General features: G+C 67.8%; 21 protein-coding genes. 10 read left to right on the forward strand and 11 right to left on the reverse strand.

Annotated features, from left to right (window positions below; translation table 11 throughout):
- From VF557_16745 to VF557_16755, 3 genes are all read left to right on the forward strand, one after another.
- Positions 1-468: cation:proton antiporter (locus tag VF557_16745; GenBank protein ID HEX8081862.1), on the forward strand; the 468-nt coding region annotated here is incomplete at its 5' end.
- A gap of 104 nt (positions 469-572) precedes the next feature.
- Positions 573-1,613: a TauD/TfdA family dioxygenase gene (locus tag VF557_16750; protein ID HEX8081863.1), complete on the forward strand. Its 1,041-nt coding sequence runs from the start codon at positions 573-575 to the stop codon at positions 1,611-1,613.
- A gap of 149 nt (positions 1,614-1,762) precedes the next feature.
- On the forward strand, positions 1,763-2,440 hold the full coding sequence (locus VF557_16755; protein HEX8081864.1) for a hypothetical protein: 678 nt from the start codon (positions 1,763-1,765) through the stop codon (positions 2,438-2,440).
- An 88-nt stretch (positions 2,441-2,528) separates the two neighbouring features.
- Here the strand turns inward: VF557_16755 and typA are convergent, their stop codons facing one another.
- From typA to VF557_16780, 5 genes are all read right to left on the reverse strand, one after another.
- Entirely contained in the window at positions 2,529-4,427 is a 1,899-nt protein-coding gene (typA, locus tag VF557_16760; GenBank protein ID HEX8081865.1) for a translational GTPase TypA, read from the reverse strand.
- A gap of 119 nt (positions 4,428-4,546) precedes the next feature.
- On the reverse strand, positions 4,547-5,053 hold the full coding sequence (locus VF557_16765; GenBank protein HEX8081866.1) for a hypothetical protein: 507 nt from the start codon (positions 5,051-5,053) through the stop codon (positions 4,547-4,549).
- 66 nt (positions 5,054-5,119) lie between these two features.
- The gene (locus VF557_16770; protein HEX8081867.1) at positions 5,120-6,697 is read right to left on the reverse strand and encodes a DEAD/DEAH box helicase; all 1,578 of its coding nucleotides are present in this window, start codon (positions 6,695-6,697) and stop codon (positions 5,120-5,122) included.
- Positions 6,698-6,864: 167 nt separating this feature from the next.
- Positions 6,865-10,167, reverse strand: coding sequence for a PDZ domain-containing protein (locus VF557_16775; GenBank protein HEX8081868.1), 3,303 nt, complete (start codon positions 10,165-10,167; stop codon positions 6,865-6,867).
- Between the two features lie 494 nt (positions 10,168-10,661).
- The gene (locus VF557_16780; protein ID HEX8081869.1) at positions 10,662-12,140 is read right to left on the reverse strand and encodes an MFS transporter; all 1,479 of its coding nucleotides are present in this window, start codon (positions 12,138-12,140) and stop codon (positions 10,662-10,664) included.
- 198 nt (positions 12,141-12,338) lie between these two features.
- Between VF557_16780 and VF557_16785 the strand changes: the two genes are divergently transcribed.
- Together VF557_16785 and VF557_16790 are read left to right on the forward strand one after the other, a co-directional pair.
- Positions 12,339-12,833 (forward strand): nucleoside deaminase, encoded by a 495-nt coding sequence (locus VF557_16785; protein HEX8081870.1) that lies wholly within the window; start codon positions 12,339-12,341, stop codon positions 12,831-12,833.
- Positions 12,834-12,858: 25 nt separating this feature from the next.
- Positions 12,859-13,446 (forward strand): hypothetical protein, encoded by a 588-nt coding sequence (locus tag VF557_16790; GenBank protein ID HEX8081871.1) that lies wholly within the window; start codon positions 12,859-12,861, stop codon positions 13,444-13,446.
- 33 nt (positions 13,447-13,479) lie between these two features.
- On the opposite strand, the gene VF557_16795 is transcribed toward VF557_16790, so the two are convergent.
- The 4 genes from VF557_16795 to VF557_16810 form a co-directional block, all read right to left on the reverse strand.
- On the reverse strand, positions 13,480-13,836 hold the full coding sequence (locus VF557_16795) for a YciI family protein (protein HEX8081872.1): 357 nt from the start codon (positions 13,834-13,836) through the stop codon (positions 13,480-13,482).
- A gap of 138 nt (positions 13,837-13,974) precedes the next feature.
- On the reverse strand, positions 13,975-14,325 hold the full coding sequence (locus tag VF557_16800) for an Lsr2 family protein (GenBank protein HEX8081873.1): 351 nt from the start codon (positions 14,323-14,325) through the stop codon (positions 13,975-13,977).
- Positions 14,326-14,623: 298 nt separating this feature from the next.
- Positions 14,624-15,532: an MSMEG_6728 family protein gene (locus tag VF557_16805; protein ID HEX8081874.1), complete on the reverse strand. Its 909-nt coding sequence runs from the start codon at positions 15,530-15,532 to the stop codon at positions 14,624-14,626.
- Between the two features lie 63 nt (positions 15,533-15,595).
- The gene (locus VF557_16810; GenBank protein ID HEX8081875.1) at positions 15,596-15,955 is read right to left on the reverse strand and encodes a metalloregulator ArsR/SmtB family transcription factor; all 360 of its coding nucleotides are present in this window, start codon (positions 15,953-15,955) and stop codon (positions 15,596-15,598) included.
- Between the two features lie 88 nt (positions 15,956-16,043).
- On the opposite strand from VF557_16810, the gene VF557_16815 reads away from it, so the two are divergent.
- Positions 16,044-16,496, forward strand: coding sequence for an ArsI/CadI family heavy metal resistance metalloenzyme (locus VF557_16815; protein ID HEX8081876.1), 453 nt, complete (start codon positions 16,044-16,046; stop codon positions 16,494-16,496).
- A gap of 114 nt (positions 16,497-16,610) precedes the next feature.
- Here the strand turns inward: VF557_16815 and VF557_16820 are convergent, their stop codons facing one another.
- Positions 16,611-17,816 carry a hypothetical protein gene (locus VF557_16820; protein ID HEX8081877.1) on the reverse strand — a complete coding sequence of 402 codons (1,206 nt, stop codon included), beginning with the start codon at positions 17,814-17,816 and terminating at the stop codon, positions 16,611-16,613.
- A 546-nt stretch (positions 17,817-18,362) separates the two neighbouring features.
- Here VF557_16820 and VF557_16825 point away from each other — a divergent pair.
- Positions 18,363-18,488: a hypothetical protein gene (locus VF557_16825; GenBank protein HEX8081878.1), complete on the forward strand. Its 126-nt coding sequence runs from the start codon at positions 18,363-18,365 to the stop codon at positions 18,486-18,488.
- A gap of 331 nt (positions 18,489-18,819) precedes the next feature.
- Positions 18,820-19,710 carry a bile acid:sodium symporter family protein gene (locus VF557_16830; GenBank protein HEX8081879.1) on the forward strand — a complete coding sequence of 297 codons (891 nt, stop codon included), beginning with the start codon at positions 18,820-18,822 and terminating at the stop codon, positions 19,708-19,710.
- An 88-nt stretch (positions 19,711-19,798) separates the two neighbouring features.
- Here VF557_16830 and ychF read toward each other — a convergent pair whose 3' ends face one another.
- Positions 19,799-20,872 carry a redox-regulated ATPase YchF gene (ychF, locus tag VF557_16835; GenBank protein HEX8081880.1) on the reverse strand — a complete coding sequence of 358 codons (1,074 nt, stop codon included), beginning with the start codon at positions 20,870-20,872 and terminating at the stop codon, positions 19,799-19,801.
- Between the two features lie 86 nt (positions 20,873-20,958).
- On the opposite strand from ychF, the gene VF557_16840 reads away from it, so the two are divergent.
- Positions 20,959-22,095 carry a DNA recombination protein RmuC gene (locus VF557_16840; GenBank protein HEX8081881.1) on the forward strand — a complete coding sequence of 379 codons (1,137 nt, stop codon included), beginning with the start codon at positions 20,959-20,961 and terminating at the stop codon, positions 22,093-22,095.
- A 5-nt stretch (positions 22,096-22,100) separates the two neighbouring features.
- On the forward strand, positions 22,101-22,619 hold the full coding sequence (locus VF557_16845; GenBank protein HEX8081882.1) for a DUF6542 domain-containing protein: 519 nt from the start codon (positions 22,101-22,103) through the stop codon (positions 22,617-22,619).
- Positions 22,620-22,624: the final 5 nt, after the last annotated feature.

Consider the following 22,624-nt stretch of genomic DNA (forward strand, 5'->3'; position numbering starts at 1 on the left):
GTCCGGCTGGCGCCGTTGCGCACGTTCGTGCTGTGGGTGGGAGCGCCGATCTTCCTGGCCACCGCCGGCCTGCGGATGGACCTGGCCTCGCTGGCCCAACCAGGCGTGGCCCTCTCAGCGCTGGTGGTGCTGAGCGTGGCCGTCATCGGCAAGTTCGCCGGCGCGTTCCTCGGCGCGCGGCTGTCCCGGATGTCTGCCCGCGAAGGATTCGCCCTCGGCGCCGGCATGAACGCCCGCGGCGTGGTCGAGATCGTCGTCGCCATGGCGGGGCTGCGTCTCGGCGTGATCTCCACCTCGACCTACACGATCATCGTCCTGGTCGCCGTGGTGACGTCGCTGATGGCTCCACCGCTGTTGCGGCGGGCGATGGCCGGCGTCGACCACACCGCGCAGGAACGCATCCGCGGGCTCGAACACGACCGTTGGGCCGGCGCCACCCAACCGGCTGCTACCGCTGCCGACGACTGAACCCGTTGTACGAACAAGACAAGGTGTATCCATCCGCCCTTCACCGATCCTCTTCTAATCAGGAAGTCCCCTTTCAGTACAGGCCAAACCCGCTGGAGTAGCCAATGAGTGACATCTTCCCCACCCAGATCTGTCTCACCGAGGAGGAGCAGGCTGTCTTTCGGATGCTGGCCGACGAGCTGGCCAGCCATGACCCGGTGACCGGGACGGAGGAATACGTCATGGCCGCGCAGCTTCTCAGCTCGCGGCTGCCCGAGCGGATCAGGCGGGCGGCGCTGAACTTCCGCAGGAACGGTGACAGCGCCGGTGGCATGCTGATCCGCAACCTGCCGGTCGACCCGCTGCCGCCGACGCCCGACCACGCCGACTACGGCCTGGGCATCCGGTTGCCGGCGGCCCGGGTGTTCAGCCTGGCCTCGGCGCTGATCGGCGAGCAGTTCGGCTTCCAGCCCGAGCTTGCCGGCCAGATCATCCAGGACATCCTGCCGGTCAAGGGCTTCGAGGACACCCAGCAGTCGATCTCCAGTCGCACATTGCTGGAACTGCATTGCGAGACGGTGTTCACCGACTACCGGGCCGATGTGATCGGCTTGCTCTGCCTGCGCCCGGACCCCGAACGCATCGCGCGCACGGTGCTTGCCTCGACGACGATCCTGTTGCCGCTGCTGGACTCTCGGACCCTGGCGGTCCTGAGCGAACCGCGCTTCTACACCACGGTCGACGGCTCGTTCCTGCGCGGCTCGGGGCTCACCGAACCCATCCTGATCGGGCCCGTCCGGGTGCTGGACGGCGATCCGCAGCGGCCTCGGATCCGTTGCGACTTCGCCGAGACCAGGGGCCTTGACGCTGAGGCGCAGGCCGCACTGGACACCCTTTACGCGGTGGCCTCCGAGGCGGTGGTCGATACCCGGCTCGAGGCCGGTGACCTGTTGCTGATCGACAACCACGACGCCTTCCACGGCAGGAGCTCGTTCCGGCACCACGGCAATGGTGAGGACCGCTGGCTGCTGCGCACCTTCATCACCAAGGACCTGTCGCGCAGCCGGGTGCACCGGCCGGGGGACGGTCGCATCGTGGACACCGACTACGCGGCCGGCGACAACGTGATGGCGAGGACCGCTGCCACTGCCCCCGCTACCCGTTGATCGAGGCTTGCCGGCTGCTGCCGTCTTCGCGACCTCTGCCGCTGAACGCGCTTCGCTGGCTGATCTGCAGCCAGTGACCTAGGCTTGCCGTACTCATTATCGAGGTGTAATCATGTAATTAATACGTCGATGTAATGAGGAGGCACGTGATGAGTTCCGATGAGGAGAAGAAGTCTCGCCGGGCCGGTTCTGCCGGACCGGATCAAGAAGCCGAAGAGGGGCCGGGATTCGGCGCCGGTTTCGGTCGGGGGCGGCGTGGCCCGGGCGGACCGCGCCGTGGCAGTGGGTTCGGACGGCCCGGGGGCTGGCAGCAGGCCGAGCTGCCGCCGGCTGATGACGCGGCGGACTGGTTCGCCGGCCGGCTGCCCTCGGACTGGTTCATCGGCCCGGCCTCGGTCAGCGTGGACCGCGAGGAGATCATCGTGACGGGCGAACTGCCGCCGGTCAGCGTCGAGGCCTCGGAGGGTCAGAGTGACGCGGCGGCGGCCGGCCGGATCAGCCGGTTCCGGGAGGAGACCAGGGTCGAACGGATGAAGATCGCGGCCGAGGCAGAGGCCCGCTATGGCCGCAAGGTCGCCTGGGGCGCCCGGCTCGGTGACACCCGGGTGCTTTTCACCCACCTGTCGATCCCGGTGATGACCCGGTTGCGTCAGCCCGAGCGCCAGGTGCTGGACACCCTGGTCGACGCCGGCGTGGCCCGGTCGAGGTCAGAGGCGCTGTCCTGGGCGGTGAATCTGGTCGGCCAGCACGCTGACGAGTGGCTGGCCAGCCTGCGCGAAGCGATGTCCGAGGTCGACAAACTTCGCGCCGAAGGCCCCAACCTGTAGCCATCCCGGCCATTGCGCGGCCCGAAACGTCGTTGATCCGGTGCGTACAGCGACGTTCCGGGCCGCACGATGGCGGAACAGAACGGGGCTACTGGCTGGCCTTGAAGCGGCTACCGCGCTGGCGCTGACGGTCCTGCTGGGACAGGACCACCTTCCGGATCCGCACTGTCTGCGGGGTGACCTCGACGCACTCGTCCTCGCGACAGAACTCCAGGGACTGCTCCAGCGACAGCCGGCGCGGCGGCACCAGGTGCTGGAACTCATCCGATGAGGACTGGCGCATGTTGGTGAGCTTCTTCTCCTTGGTGATGTTGACGTCCATGTCGTCGGAGCGGGAGTTCTCCCCGACCAGCATGCCCTCGTACACCTCGGTGGTCGGCTCGACGAACAGCGTGCCGCGCTCCTGCAGGTTGATCATGGCGAACGGCGTGGCCACACCGGCCCGGTCGGCCACCAGCGAGCCCGAGCCGCGGGTGCGCAGCTCACCGAACCACGGCTCGTACTTCTCGAAGACGTGGTGCACGATGCCGGTGCCGCGGGTGTCGGTGAGGAACTCGGTGCGGAATCCGATCAGGCCTCGCGAGGGCACCAGGAACTCCATCCGGACCCAGCCGGTGCCGTGGTTGGTCATGGTCTCCATCCGGCCCTTGCGGACCGCCAGCAGCTGGGTGATGGCGCCCAGGTACTCCTCCGGGGCGTCCACCGTCAGCCGCTCGACCGGCTCGTGCACCTTGCCGTTGATGACCTTGGTGACCACCTGGGGCTTGCCGACGGTCAGCTCGAAACCCTCCCGGCGCATCTGCTCCACCAGGATGGCAAGCGCCAGCTCGCCACGGCCCTGAACCTCCCAGGTGTCCGGGCGCTCGGTCGGCAGGATCCGCAGCGAGACGTTGCCGACCAGTTCCCGGTCCAGCCGGTCCTTGACCAGCCGGGCGGTGACCTTCGATCCCTTGACCCGGCCGGCCAGCGGTGAGGTGTTGGTGCCGATCGTCATCGAGATGGCCGGCTCGTCGACGGTGATCAGCGGCAGCGGAACCGGGTTCTCCAGGTCTGCCAGCGTGTCGCCGATCATGATCTCCGGGATGCCGGCGATCGCGATGATGTCGCCGGGGCCCGCGCTCTCGGCCGGCTTGCGCTCCAGCGCCTCGGTCATCAGCAGCTCGGTGATCTTGACCTGCTGGATGGTGCCGTCATGGCGGCACCAGGCCACCTGCTGACCCTTGCGGATGGTGCCCTGGAAGACCCGGCACAGCGCGATCCGGCCCAGGAACGGCGAGGCGTCCAGGTTGGTGACGTGCGCCTGCAGCGGAGCGTTGGTCCGGTAGGACGGGGCGGGGATGGTGTTGAGGATGGTGGAGAACAGCGGCTGCAGGTTATCGGACTTGGGAACCGTGCCGTCCTCGGGCCGCTCCAGCGACGCCTTGCCGTCCCGGGCGCAGGCGTAGACGATCGGAAAGTCGATCTGCTCCTCGGTCGCGTCGAGGTCCAGGAACAGCTCGTAGGTCTCATCGATCACCTCGGCGATCCGGCTGTCGGACCGGTCGACCTTGTTGATCACCAGGATCACCGGCAACTTGGCGTCCAGCGCCTTGCGCAGCACGAACCGGGTCTGCGGCAGCGGCCCCTCGGAGGCGTCGACCAGCAGCACGATGCCGTCCACCATCGACAGCCCGCGCTCCACCTCGCCGCCGAAGTCGGCGTGGCCCGGGGTGTCGATGATGTTGATGATGATCTTCTCGCCCTCGGGCGAGACGTAGTTCACCGCGGTGTTCTTGGCCAGGATCGTGATGCCCTTCTCACGCTCGAGGTCGTTGGAGTCCATCGCCCGCTCGTCGATGTGCTCGTGGGCCCCGAAGGCGCCGGACTGCCACAACATCGCATCGACCAGGGTGGTCTTGCCGTGGTCGACGTGGGCGACGATCGCGACGTTGCGAATCGAGGAACGGACGGCGTCGTTGCCGATCTGGGCAGCGCTGTGGTCGGACATGACTCTTCTCTCGTCAGCTGCGATAACTCCGCGCGGCGGGCTGGTCCCGATCCGCGACCGCGATCGCGGCGGGCTTGCGCGGCGGCACCACTCGTGCCGCCGTCTCGTGCTGGTTGTGTCTAGTGTCGCCGATCCCGCCGGGCTCCGCGCACCAAGGAGCCCACCAGACCCAGGTAGGTCACAGCTCCGAGGCCCGCGATGACCGACGGCGTCGGATCCCAGTGGCCGGGCAGGGCCGTCACCTCGACACTGCTCGGGTCGTGCACGACCTGGTGCACGGTCTCGGAGTGCCAGCGGGGATCACCGAGCAGCGGCAGGTTCTTGATGGTCCCGTCGTCACTGGTGAACAAGCCGCCGAACGAGCAGATTCCCTGGGCGCAGGTGCGGGGGCTGACCACGAAACTGCCCCGGATCCCGGTGGGCCGGTCCCCGATATGCGTGGCGATGTTGAACGCCACCAGGGCGAGGGCGGCCAGGCACAGCGCCGGGAACACCACCCAGAACAACCAGCCCGCGATCCGCCGCGCGCCGGGAAACGACATCGCGACCAGCTCGCCGGAGGCCTCGGCGAGTTGGCTGGCGGTCCCCGGCGGCCGGCTCGGCTCGGTGGACTGGTCGGCGGACATCACCGCACATCATCACATCTGCTCCGCCGGCCGTGGTCATCCGTCATCTCACCCGTCCTGGCAGAACTAGCTGTGCGAGCCGCGCCCGGCAGCCCTGGACGAGCCGGCGCGCCCGGTCGGCCGGGCGGGCCTGGCCTCCGGACGGCCCTGTTCGAAACGGGGCTTGCCGTGCGGTGAGCGCTCCCGGCCGGAGGTCGGAGAACCCGGACGATCACGCCAGGGCCGGTCAGCCCGCTCGGACCGGTTGAGCTCGCGGCGGCTGGGCGCAGGCGGGACCACCGGCACCCCGGACGGCTCGCGGGCGCCGGTCAGGGCCCGCATCGTGACATCGCCGGGCAGCATGTCGCGCTGTTCGGGACGCACCCCGGCGCCGGTCATCAGCGACCGGACGGCGCGCTCGTCGTTCGGCGTGACGATGCTGACCACCAGGCCTGACTCACCGGCCCGGGCGGTCCGTCCGGATCGGTGCAGGTAGTCCTTGGAGTCGGCCGGCGGGTCGACGTGCAGCACCAGTGAGACGTCATCGACGTGGATCCCCCGGGCTGCCACGTCGGTGGCCACCAGGGCGCTCACCGTACCGTTCTTGAAGCCGTTCAAGGCCTGGGTGCGCTGAACCTGGCTGCGGCCACCGTGCAGCGCGTTGGCCGCGACGCCGGCCCGGTTGAGGTTGTCAGCCAGCCGCTCGGCGCCGAACTTGGTGCGCACGAACAGGATGGTGCGGCCTTCCCGGGCTGCGATCTGGGTGATCAGCTGCCATTTGTGACCGGCCGGTACCCGGAACACGTGGTGGTCCATGGTGTCGATGGTGGCGCGAGGTGAGGCCAGCGCCTTGATCGCCGGATCGGTGAGGTACTCGGTGACCAGGCTGGCGACGTCGCCGTCCAGGGTGGCCGAGAACAGCAGCCGCTGGCCGCCCGCCGGGGTCTGATCCAGCAGTTGCCGCACGACCGGCAGGAAGCCGAGGTCGGCCATGTGGTCGGCCTCGTCCAGCACGGTCACCTGCACGTCGGACAGGTCACAGGCCCGCCGCTCGATCAGGTCGACCAGCCGGCCCGGGGTGGCAACCACGATGTCGGTGCCGCGGATCAAACCCTGCATCTGCTTCTGGATCGGCAGCCCGCCGGCGACCAGCCGCAGTGACAGGTCACGGGCCTGGGCCAGCGGCGCCAGGCTGTCGCAGACCTGCATGGCCAGCTCGCGGGTCGGGACCAGCACCAGGCCACGCGGGCGGCGTGGCCGGGCCTTCTCGCCTTCCAGCCGGGCGATCATGGGCAGTCCGAAGGCCAGCGTCTTGCCGGCTCCGGTGGCAGCCCGGCCGAGGACGTCCCGGCCGGCCAGCGCGTCCGGGATGGTGGCGGCCTGAACCGGGAACGGGGTGGTGACACCTGCCCGGCTCAGCGCCTGGGTCAGCGGCTTGCCGAGCCCCAGTTCGGCGAAGCTGGGCAGGTTGTCCAGGTCCAGGACCGTCAACGGCAGATCGTCGAACGGGCCGCGTCCGGCGGCCTTGGTGTGGTTCTTGGCGTAGGGACGCCCGCGCGAGCCGGCCGGGGCGGAGTTGGCGTAGCCCCGGTAGCCGGTGGAGCCGGCCGGGCGGTGCGAGGACGTGCGGGGGGCAGCGGCAGGCCGCTGGGCATACGAGGTCACGAAGAATTTCCCGTCGAGACTGATAGCACGTCTCGGCGATGAGCCTGGCGCTGGACAATCCCGCGCGGCGATCCTTGAAACGAGCCCAGCGCGCTTCTCTTAGGCGAAGCCGCGCCGACATGAATAGCTACAGTCTAGCGCTCCGTAAGCGCTTGCCTTACCACCGGTCAGGGTCGTGGTGGCAGCTCCGGCGCCCGGCGCGAAGGACGCTGGGCCAGGTCCGGCCGGGGCGGGGTGGGCCGGCGCTCCAATTCTGCGAGCAGGTGCTCGATGCCGGCCTGCAGCTGCGGATCGACACCCTCGGCCCAGGCCTGCGGCGGCATCTCCACCACCACATCGGGGTCCACGCCGTGGTTCTCCACGCCCCAGCCGTAGTTCTCGAACCAGAAGGAGTACCGGGGCTGGGTCACCTGGGTGCCGTCGACCAGCTTGTAACGGCCGTCGATGCCGATCACGCCACCCCAGGTCCGGGCGCCGAAGACCGGCCCGAGCTTCATGGCCTGGAAGGCGGCGTTGACGATGTCGCCGTCGGAGCCGGTCCAGGCGTTGGCCAGCGACACCAGCGGTCCGCGCGGCGCGCCCCACGGGTAGGAGCGAGTCGGAGAGTGGCGTCCGGTCACCCAGCCCAGCACCCGGCGAGCCAGCTTCTCGATGATCAGCTCGGAGGTGTGACCGCCACTGTTGTCCCGGGTGTCGACCAGCAGCGCCTCCCTGCCGATCTCGATCTGCAGGTCACGGTGGAAGGCCGCCCAACCGGTCGGCACCATGTCAGGAACGTGCACATAGCCGATCCGGCCGCCGCTGGCCCGGTGCACCGCGGCCCGCCGGCTGGCCACCCAGTCCAGGTAGCGCAGATCGGTGTCGTTGGGCAGCGGTCGCAGCACCACCGACCGCTCCTGCCCGGCCCGGGACAGCCGCACCTCCACCGGCTTGTCGGCCGTGCCGCGCAGCAGCTCGGCCGGACCGGCGGGACCGACCGGGCGTCCGTTGACGGCCAGGATCAGGTCGCCTGATTCGGCGCTCACCCCGGGAGCGGTCAGCGGTGAGCGGGCGTTGCGGGCAGAGTTGTCCCCGGCGAGGATCCGGGCGATCCGCCAGCGGCCCTGCTCATCGCGGTCCAGGTCCGCGCCGAGGAACGCCGGGGCCAGCATCGGGTCCGGGGCGGCGGCCGGCGGCGTCTCGTAGGCGTGCGATGTGCCGGTCTCGCCGTTGATCTCCCATAGCAGGTCTGACAGGTCGTCGCGGCTGCCGAGCCGGTCCACCAGAGGCCGGTACTTGTCGACCTGGGCGGCCCAGTCGACGTCGGCCATGTCCTCGATCCAGTAGTGATCGCGCATCAGCCGCTCGGTCTCGTCCAGCATCTGGCGCCACTCGGCCGGCGGGTCGACACTCAGCCGGATCCGGTCGAGGTCGATCGAGATCGTGTCCTCGCCGTCCTCAGCGGGTTTGCGATCAGCGGGGACCAGGTTGAGTGCCTTGCCGTCGCGCACGACCAGCTTGGCGCCGTTCCCGGACACTGCGAAGTCGTCGATCCGGGCGGCCAGCTCGACCTGCTTGCGCTTGGAGAAGTCCCAGCGCTGCAGTGAGGGGCGGATGTCATCCTCGGGGTTGCGGGACTCCCCGAGCTCGCCGGCGACCGGGCTGTCGGTCCAGATAAACCCGTCCTTGGCAGCGCGCAGGTCGGCCAGCCGGCCGGCCCCGACCGGAAACGCCACGATGCGCTCGGCCAGGCCGTCCAGCTCGACGATGATCGGTTGCCCGCTGGCGCCGTCGCCGGTCACGCCGTCTCCGGTCACGCCGTCTCCGGTCACGCTGTCCCCGCTGGCACTGGCACCGGTCGCGCCGTTCGCAGCGGCAGGCCCGTCCTTGGCCTCGTCGTTGGCCTGGCCCAGGAGCTCAGGGTCGAACGGCGACGGGGTGGCCGAGGCCAGCGTGACCAGGTAGGGCCGGATCGCCAGCGGAAACGCCAGATCGAAGACATGGGCGTCATAGACCGGGTCGAAGGTGCGCGCCGAGAGGAAGGCAAGGTACTTGCCGTCCAGGCTGAACACCGGATCGGTGTCGCGGAACCGGTGCGAGGTGACGGCGGTGACCCGGGACTCGGCAAGCTCGACCAGCCGGATGCTGCGCAACTCGCTGCCGCTCGGCTCGGGCGCTGAGTACGCCAGCCAGCGGGAGTCCGGCGAGAACGCCAGGTGGCTCGAGTCACCGTTGGGGTTGGCCTCGAGTTCGGTGATCGCGCCGTCGGCCGTCGTGATTGCCAGCAGCCGGCCGTCATGGGTGGCTGCCGCCAGGGTGGCGCCATCGGGGCTGGCCACCAGTTCCAGCACCCGGCCCAGCCGGCCGGCTCCGAACCGGCGGACCTCGCCGTCGGCGGAGGCGATCTCGATGGCGTCCTCGCCCTCGGCGTCGCTGACGTAGGCCACCGAGGGCTGACCGCCGTCCTGGGCTGCCAGCACCGCCGGCAGCCGGTGCCGGACGCCGGGCGTGCCGGCCACCACCCTCGCGGGCCCGTTGCGGTGGGTCAGCCAGACGATGGCGCCGCGGACCTCGATCGCGCTGGCCCGGCCGGTGGCGTCGACATCGAGGTCACCCAGATACTCGGGGGCCTTGACTCCGGTGACCGCTCGCAGCGACCGGCTGCTGGCCAGCGTGATGTCGACCTGGCGGGGTTGGGAGTCGGAGGTCAGCGAATCGAGGAGCCAAACCTGGCCGGCGTGCTGGTAGACCAGCCGGCTGCCGTCGCCGCTGAGCTGACGGGCGTAATAGCTGTCGTGGTCGGTGTGCCGGCGCAAGTCCGAACCGTCAGCAGCCACCGAGTACACGTTGCCGTGGCCCTCGAAGTCGGCCAGAAAGGCCAGCCGGTCCCCGGTCCAGGTGGGCGCGGCCTTGGAGCCGGCCAGTTCGGCGAGCAGCTCGGTGAACTGGCCGTCGCCGCGTGCGTCGAGCCAGAACCGGCTGGCCATGCCGCCTCGGTAACGCTTCCAATGCGCGGGTTCGCGGATGCCGCTGGAGCCCACCACCACGGCCGGATCACCGATCGCCACCGAACCCACCGGCCCGTACGGCAGCCGCCGCGGTGTCGGGTCGGCGCCATCGGTGACGTCGATGGCGTAGGACCAGGTGAAGCTGCGAAACGGCTGCGAGCCCGAGGACGTGACCAGCACCCGGCCGTCCGGGCCGAAGCCGAGCAGGGTGGTGCTGGCGTGGCCGAAGAAGGTCAGCTGCCGGGAGACGCCGCCGGCGACCGGCATCAGGAACACCTCGGGCGCGCCGTGCCGGCGCGACAGCCAGGCCAGCATCGTGCCGTCGGCCGACAGCCTCGGCTGCGCCACCGGCGCCGTCTCGGCCGTCAGCCGCCGGGCCTGGCCACCCTCGGCGGCTGCCAGCCAGACGTCGTTCTCGGCGACAAAGGCGAGCTGGTCACCGCGGATGTGCGGAAATCTCAAGTACCCGGGGGCGGCGGTCATGAACCCGACCTTAACGACGACCGCCGACAGAACGCCAGACCGCGTGCCCGCACTACGCCCGAAGCGCAACTCGGTATCACCGATGCGTCAGGCGCACCCCGCCGGCTGGGCCGGACCAGGCGCCCAGCCAGCGGCGGGTCGCTCTCAGCAGCCGTTGATACAGGGCCTGACCCCGGCTTCAGTGGCGCCAACTGTAGGAGTAAGCGCCGGACAAGTTGCTCGGAGAGAACGTGGCCAGGTCAAACGCACCGCTGCACGAGTTGGCAGTCCAGGACGCCGACCCGTACGTGCAGCCGAGCACCTCCGTGCCGAACGCATTGGCGGCGGGGGTGCCGAGCATGAAGACGGCCAGGGCGAATACCGGGGCAAGAGCTCCAGTCCAGAATTTACGCATCTCTCCACACTGTGCGTTGGGTCACATAAGCGACGGATCCGGACAGCGTGAATCCAAACTTCGGACTCTGTCAACGCCCCGGTCGACGACCGGAGCGGGGTCATTCCGGCTCGTCGCCGACCAGCGTGCCGCCGGCCACGATCGCCAGTTCTGGATGTGACATCGCGGCCTGTTCCTGCTGGTGCTGGTCACGCAAGCCGCGCAGGGGCGGGATGAGCAACCCGGCCAGCGCCGCGAGCAGCAGCGCGCCGGCGAGCATGGCGAACCCGGCGGTGTAACCGGACTCCTTCGGCAGGCCGCCCGGCGAGGCGCCGGAGGTGACGACGCTGGCCATCGCGGCGGCGCCGATCGAACCGCCGATGGTGCGGATGTTGGCGTTCATCCCGCTGGCCACGCCGGTCTGGCTGCTGGGCACCGAGTCGACGATGATGTTCGACATCGCCGAGAAGGCCAGGCCGAAGCCGGCTCCGAGCAGCAGGGTGGCGACGGCGATCTCCCAGATCTGCCCATGCGCGAAGGCCATGATCAGCAGCGGCGCCACGCTCAGCGCCGAGCCGAGCACCAGTACCGCCTTGGCGCTGAACCGGTTCGCCAACCGGCCGGACAGCACCCCGAAGCCGAACATCGACACCGACATCGGCAGCACGATGAGACCGGATTCGGTGATGCTGGAGCCGAATCCGTAACCGGTCGAAGTCGGCGTCTGCACGAACTCGGGCAGGAACACGAAGATCGAGTACATCCCGACGCCGAACAGCAACGCGACCAGGTTGGTGGCCCAAACGGCCGGAATCCGCATCATCCGCATGTCGATCAGCGGTTGCTGGGACCGCAGCTCGACCACTACCCAGCACACCGCCAGCAGCACCGAGGCGACCAGCAGGCCGAGCACCGACACCGATGACCAGCCCCAGGCCGGCGCCTGGCTGACGCCCAGCAGCAACGCGACCAGCCAGCCTGAGAGCAGGACGGCGGCCAGCCAGTTGATCCGGCCCGGAGTGCGCACCAGGGATTCCGGCACCACGAAGAAGGTCATGACCGCCGCGACGACCATCGCCCCGCAGGGGATCCAGAACAGCCAGTGGTAGTCGAGGAGATTGACGATGGGCCCGGCCAGCACCAGGCCCAGCCCGCCGCCGACGGCCAGTAGCGCCGCTATCGCGCCCACCGCGCCGGGGACCTTGTCGCGGGGGAACTCGTCGCGGACGATGCCGAACGCGAGCGGTATCAGGCCGCCGCCGGCGCCCTGGATGACCCGGGCAATGATCATGACCGAGATCGAGGTGGCCAGCGCTGCCAGGGCCGAGCCCACCGCCAGCGTGGCCAGCACCGCGACCAGCACTTTCTTCTTGCCGATCATGTCGCCGATCCGGCCGATGATCGGGGTGCACACCGACGCCGAGAGCAGGTAGGCCGTCAGCACCCAGGTCACCGTGCTCTGGTCGGTGTGCAGGGTGTGTTCCAGCAGCATCAGCACTGGCGAGACCAGCGACTGCAGCAGCGAAAAGGTGCTGACACCGACTGCCAGCACCACGAAGGTGAGCCGGTAGTCCGCGCGGCGCCCGGCAGGTGACGTCAACGGCACTCCCAATAAAACAAAGCGGAGCGTCAGCTCCGCCAGCCACCTCAGCCTAATCGCAACCGCGACGCCGACTACCGGGGCAATGCCCTGCGCGGCAACTCCTCAGCGGCACCCCTCAGTGGCAACTCACACCGTGCGGTGAAACGCCGACGGCAACCGGCCGCTATCCCCCTGCCGGGTACTACGGTCGGGAAGATGACGAGCTTTGACCCCCACGCCTGGCTGGCGGTCGCGCTGGAAGAGGCCAGGCTCGGCCTGGCCGAGGGCGGCATCCCGATCGGCGGCGCCCTGTTCGGCGCGGACGGCCGGCTACTCGGACGGGGGCGCAATCGCCGGGTGCAGGACGACGACCCGTCGACGCACGGCGAGACGGCGGCCTTTCGCAACGCCGGCCGGCAGCCGTCCTATCGCGGAACCACCATGGTCACCACCCTGTCGCCGTGCTGGTACTGCAGCGGGTTGATCCGCCAGTTCGGCATGTCGCGGCTGGTGATCGGCGAGGCCCGGACGTTCTACGGCGGCCACGACTGGCTCGCCGAGAACGGGGTCGAGGTGCTGGTGCTCGACGATCCGGACTGCGTCGGGCTGATGACCGAGTTCATCGCCGCCCGTCCGGAGCTCTGGAACGAGGACATCGGCCTCGACCCTGCCCCGCGGAATGACCGCGGCGACCGGTCGGTGGCCCCGTAACATGCTCGGCAAGGGGGCCCCGATCGTGGATGAGGCAGCACACGAAGAGGTGAAGGACGAGCAACCGCGCACGCCCGCTATCTCGGCGATCCGGCTGATCCTCGGAATCTTCGTCGCGCTGGTGACCCTCATCGGGCAGCTGCCGCCGCGGCCGCTGGTGGTGTTCGTCGCCTTCATCGTCGTGGGCGCCTGGTTCTGGAAGGCCCCGCCCTTCGATGTCGGGCCCCGGGTCGGGCTGGTGAACGGATTCCTGCCGGCCACCGTGGTCCGGACGCGGACCGCCGCCCGCGAAGTAGGCAGCTGGGCGGTCGGCTCCGGCGTCTGGGGCGTGATCTCGGGCGCGCTGGTGGCGCTGATGCGCGTCGGCGAGCCGATAGCCGAGAACTGCCGGATGGGCGCCATGTGGGGCCTGCTCGGCGGCGCGCTGGTCGGGGCGCTGGTCTGGGCCGGGCAGCAGGCCGCCCGCGACGTGGAGACCCTGCGGGCCCGGCAGGAGCGAGCCGATCCGGACGCGGCGGCTCAGGACTGGCGAGCCGCCCAGGAACGGGCCCCTCAGGACCGGAGCGCTCAGGAGCGGGCCGTTCAGGACTGGCGCGCCGCTCACGACGACTGAGCTCAGCCCCGACGAACCCTGGGCCGACGGGCTCTAGTCCTCGGGCTCGTCCTCGAACGGCCGGACCTCGACCGGTCCCTGGCAGGCCTTGCTCGCGCCGGCCGCCCATTCCAGCGCCGCGTCGAGGTCGGGGGCCTTGATGACCCAGAAGCCACCGAGCTGCTCTTTGGTCTCGGCGAACGGGCCGTCGGTCATCAGCACCTCGCCGTCCTGGTGCCGCACCACGGTGGCGGTGTCGGCCGGGTACAGCCCACCGCCGAAGACCCACACGCCCTCGGCCTGCATCTTGGCGTTGAACGCGTCGACGTCGGCGTACATCTGCTTGATGGTCTCTTCCGACGGCATCTCCGCGCCCTCGACCATGTGCACCGACAGCATGTACTGCTTCATCACATTTCTCCTCTGAACAGGGACCGGCACCTCAACCGATCCTCTACCCAGACAACGAACGCGCCAAGACCGAATCGACACCCCGGCGACAAAAAGTTCGGGTGGGAATCCTGTCGCCGCGGGAACGGCTGCCCAGTGCTACTGAGCGGCTTGGTACTGCTCCAAGACGCTGGCGCTGATCCGGCCGCGGTCAGAGACCGCGATGCCGTTCTCGGCTGCCCAGGCGCGCACCGCGGCCAGATCGACCGAACCCGAGCGGCGGCCACGGCCACGGCTGCTCGGGGCGCTGCGGGCGCTGCGGCTGCCGGTCGACCTAGCTGCGTCGATATACGGCTTCAATGCCTTTTCCAGAGCCGCTCGACTCTTCTTGCTCAAATCAATCTCGAAGCTGCGGCCGTCAAAGCTGAAGGTCACGGTCTCAGCGTTCGGGGAGCCATCAAGGTCGTCTGTGGTAACTACCGTCTTTGCCATGGACGCATCGTCCATCATGATCAAGTCCGCAGTCAAACCTGAAGAGAGAATATCTGTGAAGTCACAGTCCTTTTAGGGGCGATTAACCCCAAAAACAGTGAATAAATGAATGATAGAACGTCCATGCTTCTTACGTCGAACCGAATGCCCGGCAGGCAGGCCTGAGAGCGGATTACCTGTGCCAGCCATGGGAAACGACGCCGGGCAAGCCGCGGTAGGAGCGCTACCCCTCGCCCTGCCGCATACCGTCGGCGCATTCACGATTCGCCACGATGATTTGCACACAGGACGCATGCCGAGAACGAACACCCTGCGGTCACCGTGTCACTCGGGGGTTCCAGGCCACTGAGAAAAGCGGCCGGACATCCTGCAAAGCCGACGGCCGCGGCATCAGCGAGCGCGCGATTATCCGATCCCAGCTAACCGCACGCCGATGCGTCAACCCGGCGGTGTCACGCGGCGCGAAAGTATAAGGCCCGGTCACCTGACCGATCAGCAGCGACTGGCCGCCCGATACCAGCACGCCAATGTCATCACCGGGTTGAACCGCTTCTACGAATTCGGCAAGCGCCCGCAATGCCCGCGACGGGCGCCTCGACGGATTGACCTGCAGGTCACGCAGTGCGGCCAGGTCTCCGGCCGAGGCGTCGGCCGGCACGCCGGCTGACGCGCCGAATCCGATCACGCCGGTGAGCACCGCCCGGCCCAGAGCGTGCTCGGACTCCGGACGCAGCACCCAGAGCAGGCCTTGGGACTCCGGCTCCGACTCGGCGTCGATGAGATCCGGCTCGGGCCAGAAGTAATCCAGGCCTTCGGGGCTCTTCGGAAACAGCGGCCGGTAGTACTCCGGATCCTTGGCGATCAACTGGCTCCGATGCGAGCGGTGCAAGCGCTCGTCGCCCAACCAGCTCGGCAGCAGCGCGTCGCGCCGCAGGTCGGCCTGGGTGCGCTCACGAACCCCTGGCGCGAACTCCGCTATCTGGTCGGCGGTCGAGTCACTGTGGCCACGGCTGGTCCATACCCGCACGCAGTCCAGCCCGTAACGCACCAGGGCCGGGGTGCGCCCGCGCCACATTCGCACCACCGGATGGTTCTGCCAGCCGTAGTCGGGCAGCTCCAGCGCCCGCAGGATCTGCAGGGTCTCGACCCGCTGCTTGCCCAGCCGCTGCCGGTCCAACACCTGAGCCGAGGCCAGAAAGCTCGGGTAGGGCAGGAACGTCTGCATCTATCCAGGGTGCCTGACCGCGCGCGTGCTCCGACCGCCGACGTGCAGGCCGGCGATCACGGCTCAGGACGCGGTGCTGCCGATGAGCGTCGCGAGGCCGGTCAGGGCCGCCGAGCTTGCCCGGTAGTACACCCACACGCCTCGCTTGTCCCGCTCGAGCAGGCCGGCCTCGTGCAGCACCTTGAGGTGATGGCTGATGGTCGGCTGGGACAGGTCGAAGGCGTCATTGAGGTCACAGACGCAGGCCTCACCACCATCGTGGGATGCCACCAGCGACATCAGCCGCAACCGAACCGGATCGGCCAACGCCTTGAGCAGGGGCGCTATCTGGTCGGCCTGGGTCTGGGTCAGCGGCTTGCGCGACAGCGGCGGGCAGCAGGCAACGGTTTCGACGGGCGTCAGCGACAGCAATGACTTCGACACATGTCTATATTGACAGACATCGATGTAAGTGGCAACCTAGTCATCAGACATAGACAACCGTCGAAGTCATAATCATCTGGAGGATCACATGTCCCGAGTGCAACTGGCGCTGAACGTCGACAACCTCGATGAGGCCATCGCCTTCTACCGCAAGCTGTTCCGAACCGAGCCGGCGAAGGTCCGGCCCGGTTACGCGAACTTCGCGGTAGCCGAGCCGCCGCTCAAGCTCGTCCTGCTTGAGAACCCCGGACAGGGTGGGTCGCTCAATCACCTGGGCGTCGAGGTCGCCGATGTCGACACCGTGGACTCCGAGCAAACCCGCCTTGCCGAGGCCGGGCTGGCGTCGGTGGATGAGCGGGGCACCACCTGCTGCTATGCCAAGCAGGACAAGTTCTGGGTTCAGGGCGCGCCCAATGGCGAACGGTGGGAGGTCTACACGGTCCTGGCGGACTCCGCGACGTTCAATGCGGCCGACGACGCCGGGCCGGCCTGCTGCGGCAACGACAACGCCTCAGCGAGCGCTGAGCCAGCCTGTTGCTGAGAACGTCACCGGTCCAGCCGCTACTCGCTCGTTCACCAAGACTGCCCGGACTTGCGCAGCGTGGCGGACCGTAGCCCCGGCACGCTGGCTGACGCGGCCACCGGTGAGCACGAACTACGGTTCTGCTACGTAACGCCTACCGCCGAACGGCTTCTCCACCGGATCTTCATTGAGACCCGGACCAGGAAGCCTCGTAATCCAATCCACCGCACCAGTTAACACTTCCCCCAGACGCAGCGGCCGAGTGAGTCCCCGATCCCGTGAAGCGGTGTTATCAGCCTTTTCGGGACTTGACACAAAGTCGCTGAACCCCTTGCTCGCAATCGCGTACCTGTTGAATCTGCCCGTGGGCCACAACGCTTCGACTGTTTCCTGGGCTGCTTCAGGTCTTTCCGCGACCGCGACGAGGCGTCCTGGAGCACTGGGAAGGCATTCTTGTAGGAGCTTCAAGAAATGTCCTTCTCTTCCCCTCCAGCCAATCGCCACAACTGTGGTTACTTCAGATAGATCGCCGCGCATTGCAGTTAGGTGTGAGTCGGGCATCGCAAAAGCTTGCTTTCGCTGGGCAGGAATAGCTAAAGCGGGAAGCCAAACGAAGCGGCCGTCATCATCTTGGTATTCATTATGGTACATCAGTCGATATTCTGAGTGCCATTCCAGGGAGGCCGCTTGGTCAATCGCGAAGGTTAGTGCTTCTAGCCCTAGCTTCCAATCTGTCGAAGCGAGGTTCCAGCGCGCCTTCTGTCGCCACTGTACAGATCCATGAGGCTTGTATACACGTACCAGGTCGCCGGATACATAGTCGGGTAAATCTAAGAAGTTGACACCCAATACACTCGAACAAGCAGCCTCTAACAATGTATCGTAGTTGAAGGTCACCGCCATCAGCGGAATGGGTTTTGATCCTGAAATGCTGGCCCGCCACTTCGCGGCTTCGTCCAAGGCTAGAACGTAGTTGGTCAAGCCTTGACATTCTTCCGACCACTCCGCTGCGATGTTGGTTAGCAACTGCATCAGATAGGCTCGGAGGCCCAGCAGATGGCTAGAAGCCAAGGGGTAGGCCTTCTCCTCTGCCTGCAGTTGCTCCAAGACAGCTTCGATGTCTTCCCCTCGATTCGCCGCCTCGCGTAGGCGCATTAGAAGTGGTGCAGCGCGAGGAAAAGTAGCAGCAGCATCTTTGAAAGGTTGGCTTCGCGGCTCAAAAAGTGAGGTCGCCAGCGGAGGCCGGTTCCTCTCCTCAAAAGCAGATATGGTAAGTCCAGGTAGTCGCGCTGGATCACTGTCGTATGAGGCTCCTGCCCCAAACACAAACATAAGCATCGATCAATTATGGCAGATGTCCCGCTGAACCGAAATCGACGCGGCGAGCCGTTCAACTATCAACGCGCTCATAGTCGCTGCGTAGGGATGATCGGCAGCATGAGGGTTCAGGGCTCGATCAGCAATTGGGCCACGTCCTGGAACCATTAGATAACGCGTACGACGATGACCGTACTTGTCGTACGCAATAGAACCCATCGCTGGATTATTTGGTGTGTGGGCCGCTGGTCAGTTTCGTAGCACCGAAAGATGGCGTAACCGCCGGCGCCGTTTTACGGCTTATTGCCGTCCACATCAGACGTTGAAGCGGAACTCCACCACGTCGCCGTCGGCCATCACGTAGTCTGGCCGACCTGCAGACCATCGAGAAGGCGTTGCCGGCAGGCGCGGGCACAGTGGCCCAAGACCACGCGCCGCTGCAGCGATGGTGCGGTTCAGGCCCGTCCGGCTCAACCGGTAGCCGTTCGGGCCGCTACACCGATCGTGATACCCGAGCCCGCGGCGGGCGGACGCGGTGGCGGTCCCCGACACCTCTGCGGTGGAACGATGATCTCGACGTCCAGGCCGATCGAGGCGACCACCGAGCAGGTATGGGCGGTGCTCAGCGACGGCTGGCTGTACGCCGGATGGGTCGTCGGCGCCTCCCGGATCCGCGAGGTCGATCCCCGCTAGCCGGCCGAAGGTGCCAGGATCGCGCACTCGCGCTATCGGATTGACGATCAATGTCATTGACGGTGGGCTGGTACTCACCAGCCCGAACGGCGGGTTCCGGCGCGCTTGCGGTAACCCCCGCGCGGCGGCACCGCTAGCGGAGCGGGGGACCGGCGCGTTGGGTTCCAACGGGGCAAGCGGTGCGTGGGATCGCGTGGTGTGATGTCACAGTAGCGAGCGCGTCACAGTTAGCTGTACGGCAATATGGCCGCTGTAAGGCGGCACATCTCGTGCTCCACTGTGACCGTCGTCTCAAACCGAGGCGTCGAAGGCTCGACTGATTAGGAACATCGTGAATAGCTCCCCGCTCATCACCATCGGGCTGCCGGTGGCCCTGGCCATCATCATGTTCGGGCTGGGGTTGTCCCTGACGCTCGGTGATTTCGCGCGGGTGGCACAAAGCCCCCGCGCGGTTGTGGTGGCACTCGCCCTCCAGATGCTCGTCCTCCCGGCGATCGCCTTCGCCCTCGTCACCGCGTTCGACCTCGAGCCGCTGCTCGCCGTAGGCATGATGCTTCTGGCCGCCTCGCCTGGCGGCACCACCGCCAACCTGTTCAGCCACCTATTTCGAGGTGACGTCGCGCTCAATATCACCTTGACCGCCATCAACTCCGTCCTGGCCGCTGTCACCATCCCGCTGATCACCAATTTCGCGCTCGACCACTTCGGCGCCGAAGGCACGCTCGGCCTCCAGTTCGGCAAAGTTGTCCAGGTCATGGCCATCGTCTTGGTCCCCGTAGCACTCGGGATGCTGGTCCGGCGTTGGTCGACTGCCTTCGCCGCACGCGCCAACCGACCCGTGCGGGTGTTCTCCATCGCCGTGCTCGTCATCGTCGCCGTCGGCGCGCTCCTCGCAGAGCGGGACACCATCCTCGACTACCTGGGCGATGTCGGCATCGTCGTCACCATCTTCTGCCTGTGCAGCCTCACCTTGGGCTACGCCGGCGCACGACTCTTCCGGCTCACCCGCGCCCAAGCCATCGCAAGCTCCATGGAGGTCGGTGTCCACAACATTCCCGTGGCTCTCACCATCGCAATCAGCGTCCTGGACAGCACCGTGATCGCGATCCCCAGCGCCATCTACAGCATGGTCATGTACGTCCTGGCTGGCGGCTTTGGCTACGCGATCACTCGTTCCTGGCGCCCGGAGAAGGCGGAGTCTCCGACGCACGTCACCGCCTGACTCGTCGTCGACACCTCGGTCATACGTGGTCGCCCGCCGTCACTGCGTGGCCCGACGGCGCCGCCTTGCACTTCTTGGTCGAATGACGCTAGACGTTGAAGCGGAACTCCACCACGTCGCCATCGGCCATCACGTAGTCCTTGCCCTCGATACGCACCTTGCCCCGCGCCTTGGCCTCGGCCATCGAGCCGGCGGCGACCAACTCATCGAAGGAGACCACCTCGGCCTTGATGAATCCCCTTTCGAAGTCGGTGTGAATGACTCCGGCGGCCTGGGGCGCGGTGGCGCCCTTGGGGATCGTCCAGGCCCGGGACTCCTTCGGGCCGGCGGTGAGGTAGGTCTGCAGGCCGAGGGTCTCAAAGCCCAGCCGGGCCAGCTTGTCCAGGCCGGACTCGTCCACGCCCATCGACTGCAGCAACTCCAGCGCCTCGTCGGGCTCCAACTCGGTCAGCTCGGCCTCGGTCTTGGCGTCGAGGAACACCGCGTCCGCCGGCGCCACCAGCTCGCGAAGCGAGTCCAGGAAGTCATCGTTGGCCAGCTCGCCAGGGTCGACGTTGAACACGTACAGGAACGGCTTGGCGGTCATCAGATGCAGCTCGCGCAGCGGCTTGAGGTCGAGGCCGGCGGCGAACACAGTGCGACCCGAGTCGAGCACCTCCTGCGCCTGCTTAACCGCGGCCACCACCGGCAGCTTGTCCTTGGCCGTCCGGGCCTCCTTCTCCAGCCGCGGCAGCGCCTTCTCCAGGGTCTGCAGGTCGGCCAGGATCAGCTCGGTGTTGATCGTCTCGATGTCATCGGCAGGTGAGACCTTGCCGTCGACGTGCACGACGTCGGGATCGGTGAAGGCCCGGATCACCTGGCAGATCGCGTCGGCCTCGCGGATGTTGGCCAGGAACTTGTTGCCCAGCCCCGCGCCTTCGGACGCGCCGCGGACGATGCCGGCGATGTCGACGAAGCTCACCGTCGCGGGCAGGATCCTGGCCGAGCCGAAGATCTTGGCCAGCACCTCGAGCCGCTCGTCGGGCACCCCCACCACCCCGACGTTGGGCTCGATGGTGGCGAACGGGTAGTTCGCGGCCAGCACGTTGTTGCGGGTCAGCGCATTGAACAGGGTGGACTTGCCGACGTTGGGAAGTCCGACGATGCCGATAGTGAGGGCCACGGGCGTGCAGTCTACGGCGTGCCGCTTGCCCACCCTTTCCGCGCGCCTTCGGCAAAAGTGTCAGAGGCAGGGATCAGCATGGGTCCATGACCGCACTCGCATTCCTGCTGCTCGGCCTGCTGCTCGGGTCTGTGCTCGGCGCGGCCGCCGGCTTCTGGTACGGCCGGGCCCGCCGAGCCCTGTCCGAGTTGTCCGAAGCCCGGCTGGACGCCGCTCGTAGCGCGGCAGCCGGTGACCTGGCCGAACGCCAGCATTCGATCGAGGCGCTGGTCAGCCCGATCCGGGACGCCCTGCACCAGGTGCAGGCGCAGTTGCACAGCGCCGAGCGTGACCGGCTCAGCGCCACCTCCGCGCTCGACGAGCACCTGTCCGCGATGCGGCTGTCCGCCGACGGCCTGCGCACCGAGACCGCCCAGCTGGTGACCGCGCTGCGGGCGCCGCAGGTGCGCGGCCGGTGGGGCGAGCTGCAGCTGGAGCGGGCGGTCGAGATAGCCGGCCTGGTCGAGCACGTCGATTACGTGGTTCAGCCGACCTCCCCCGGCACCGCCGACAACGACGGCGCCCTGCGACCTGACCTGGTGATCAACCTCATCGACGGCAAGCACATCGTGGTCGACTCCAAGGTCGCCTTCGCCGGCTACCTCGAAGCCATGGAGGCCCGTGACGAGTTCACCCGGGCGGCTCGGCTGAAGGCCCATGCCCGGCAGTTGCGCCGGCACGTCGACGACCTGGGCGCCAAGGCGTACTGGAGCCGGTTCAGCCCCTCGCCGGAGTTCGTGGTGTGCTTCGTGCCGGCGGACGCGTTCCTGGACGCCGCGCTGCGAGAGGATCCGGCGCTGCTGGAACACGCCTTCGCCCGCAACGTCATCCTGGCGACACCGACCACTCTGGTGGCCCTGCTGCGCACCGTCGGCCACACCTGGCGGCAGCAGTCGCTGGCCCGCAACACCGCCGAGGTCAGCCAGCTCGGCCGCGAGCTGTACCAGCGACTGGCGGGCATGGGCTCACACCTGGACAAGCTGGGCCGGTCGCTCAACGCCGCGGTGGGCAGCTTCAACAACACCGTCGGCGCCCTTGAGGGCCGGGTGCTGGTCAGCGCCCGCCGGCTGGCCGAGCTATCGGTCATCGACCCGGCCTCCGACGGCGAGCTTGCCGAGACCGAGCAGATCCTGGCGGTCACCCGCACGCTCACCGCAGAGGAGTTGATGAGCCGGGTACCGTAACCTTCGTGCCGCCAGCGAACGGAGCCACCTACGTGCCGGACCAGCCAGAGACGTCTCACCGCGTCGTCGGCCAGCGTCCGTCTCTCGAGCCTTCCCGGGCCTCGGCACTGGCTGGCGGGTCAGGCGAGCAGAGCCGGCTCCCCCAGCGCGACCGGCGCGAATCCGGCCTGCCGGGCTGGCTCGCGGTGTTGCTGCTCATCGGCATCGCCGGCGTCGGGGGTCTGATCGACTCGGTCAGCGGCACCGCCATCAGGGGCGGGTTCAACTACAGCCTGGTCTTCGCCTCGCTGATCGCGATCCTGGTGGTGCGGCGCAGCCAGATGTTCAACGTCGTGATCGCGCCGCCGCTGGTGTACTTCGTCGCCTCGGCCGGGCTGCTCTACGTGCGCACCGGCGGCCTGCAGAACCGGGGCAAGCTGATCGACGCCGCCACCAACTGGATCGTCTACGGATTCCCCGCCATCGCCGGAGCCACCGCGGTGGTGCTGGTGGTGGCCGGCATCCGGTTGCTGGCCCGGCGCTAAGCCAG

The organism is Jatrophihabitans sp. (genome assembly GCA_036389035.1).
Classification (GTDB): domain Bacteria; phylum Actinomycetota; class Actinomycetes; order Mycobacteriales; family Jatrophihabitantaceae; genus Jatrophihabitans_A.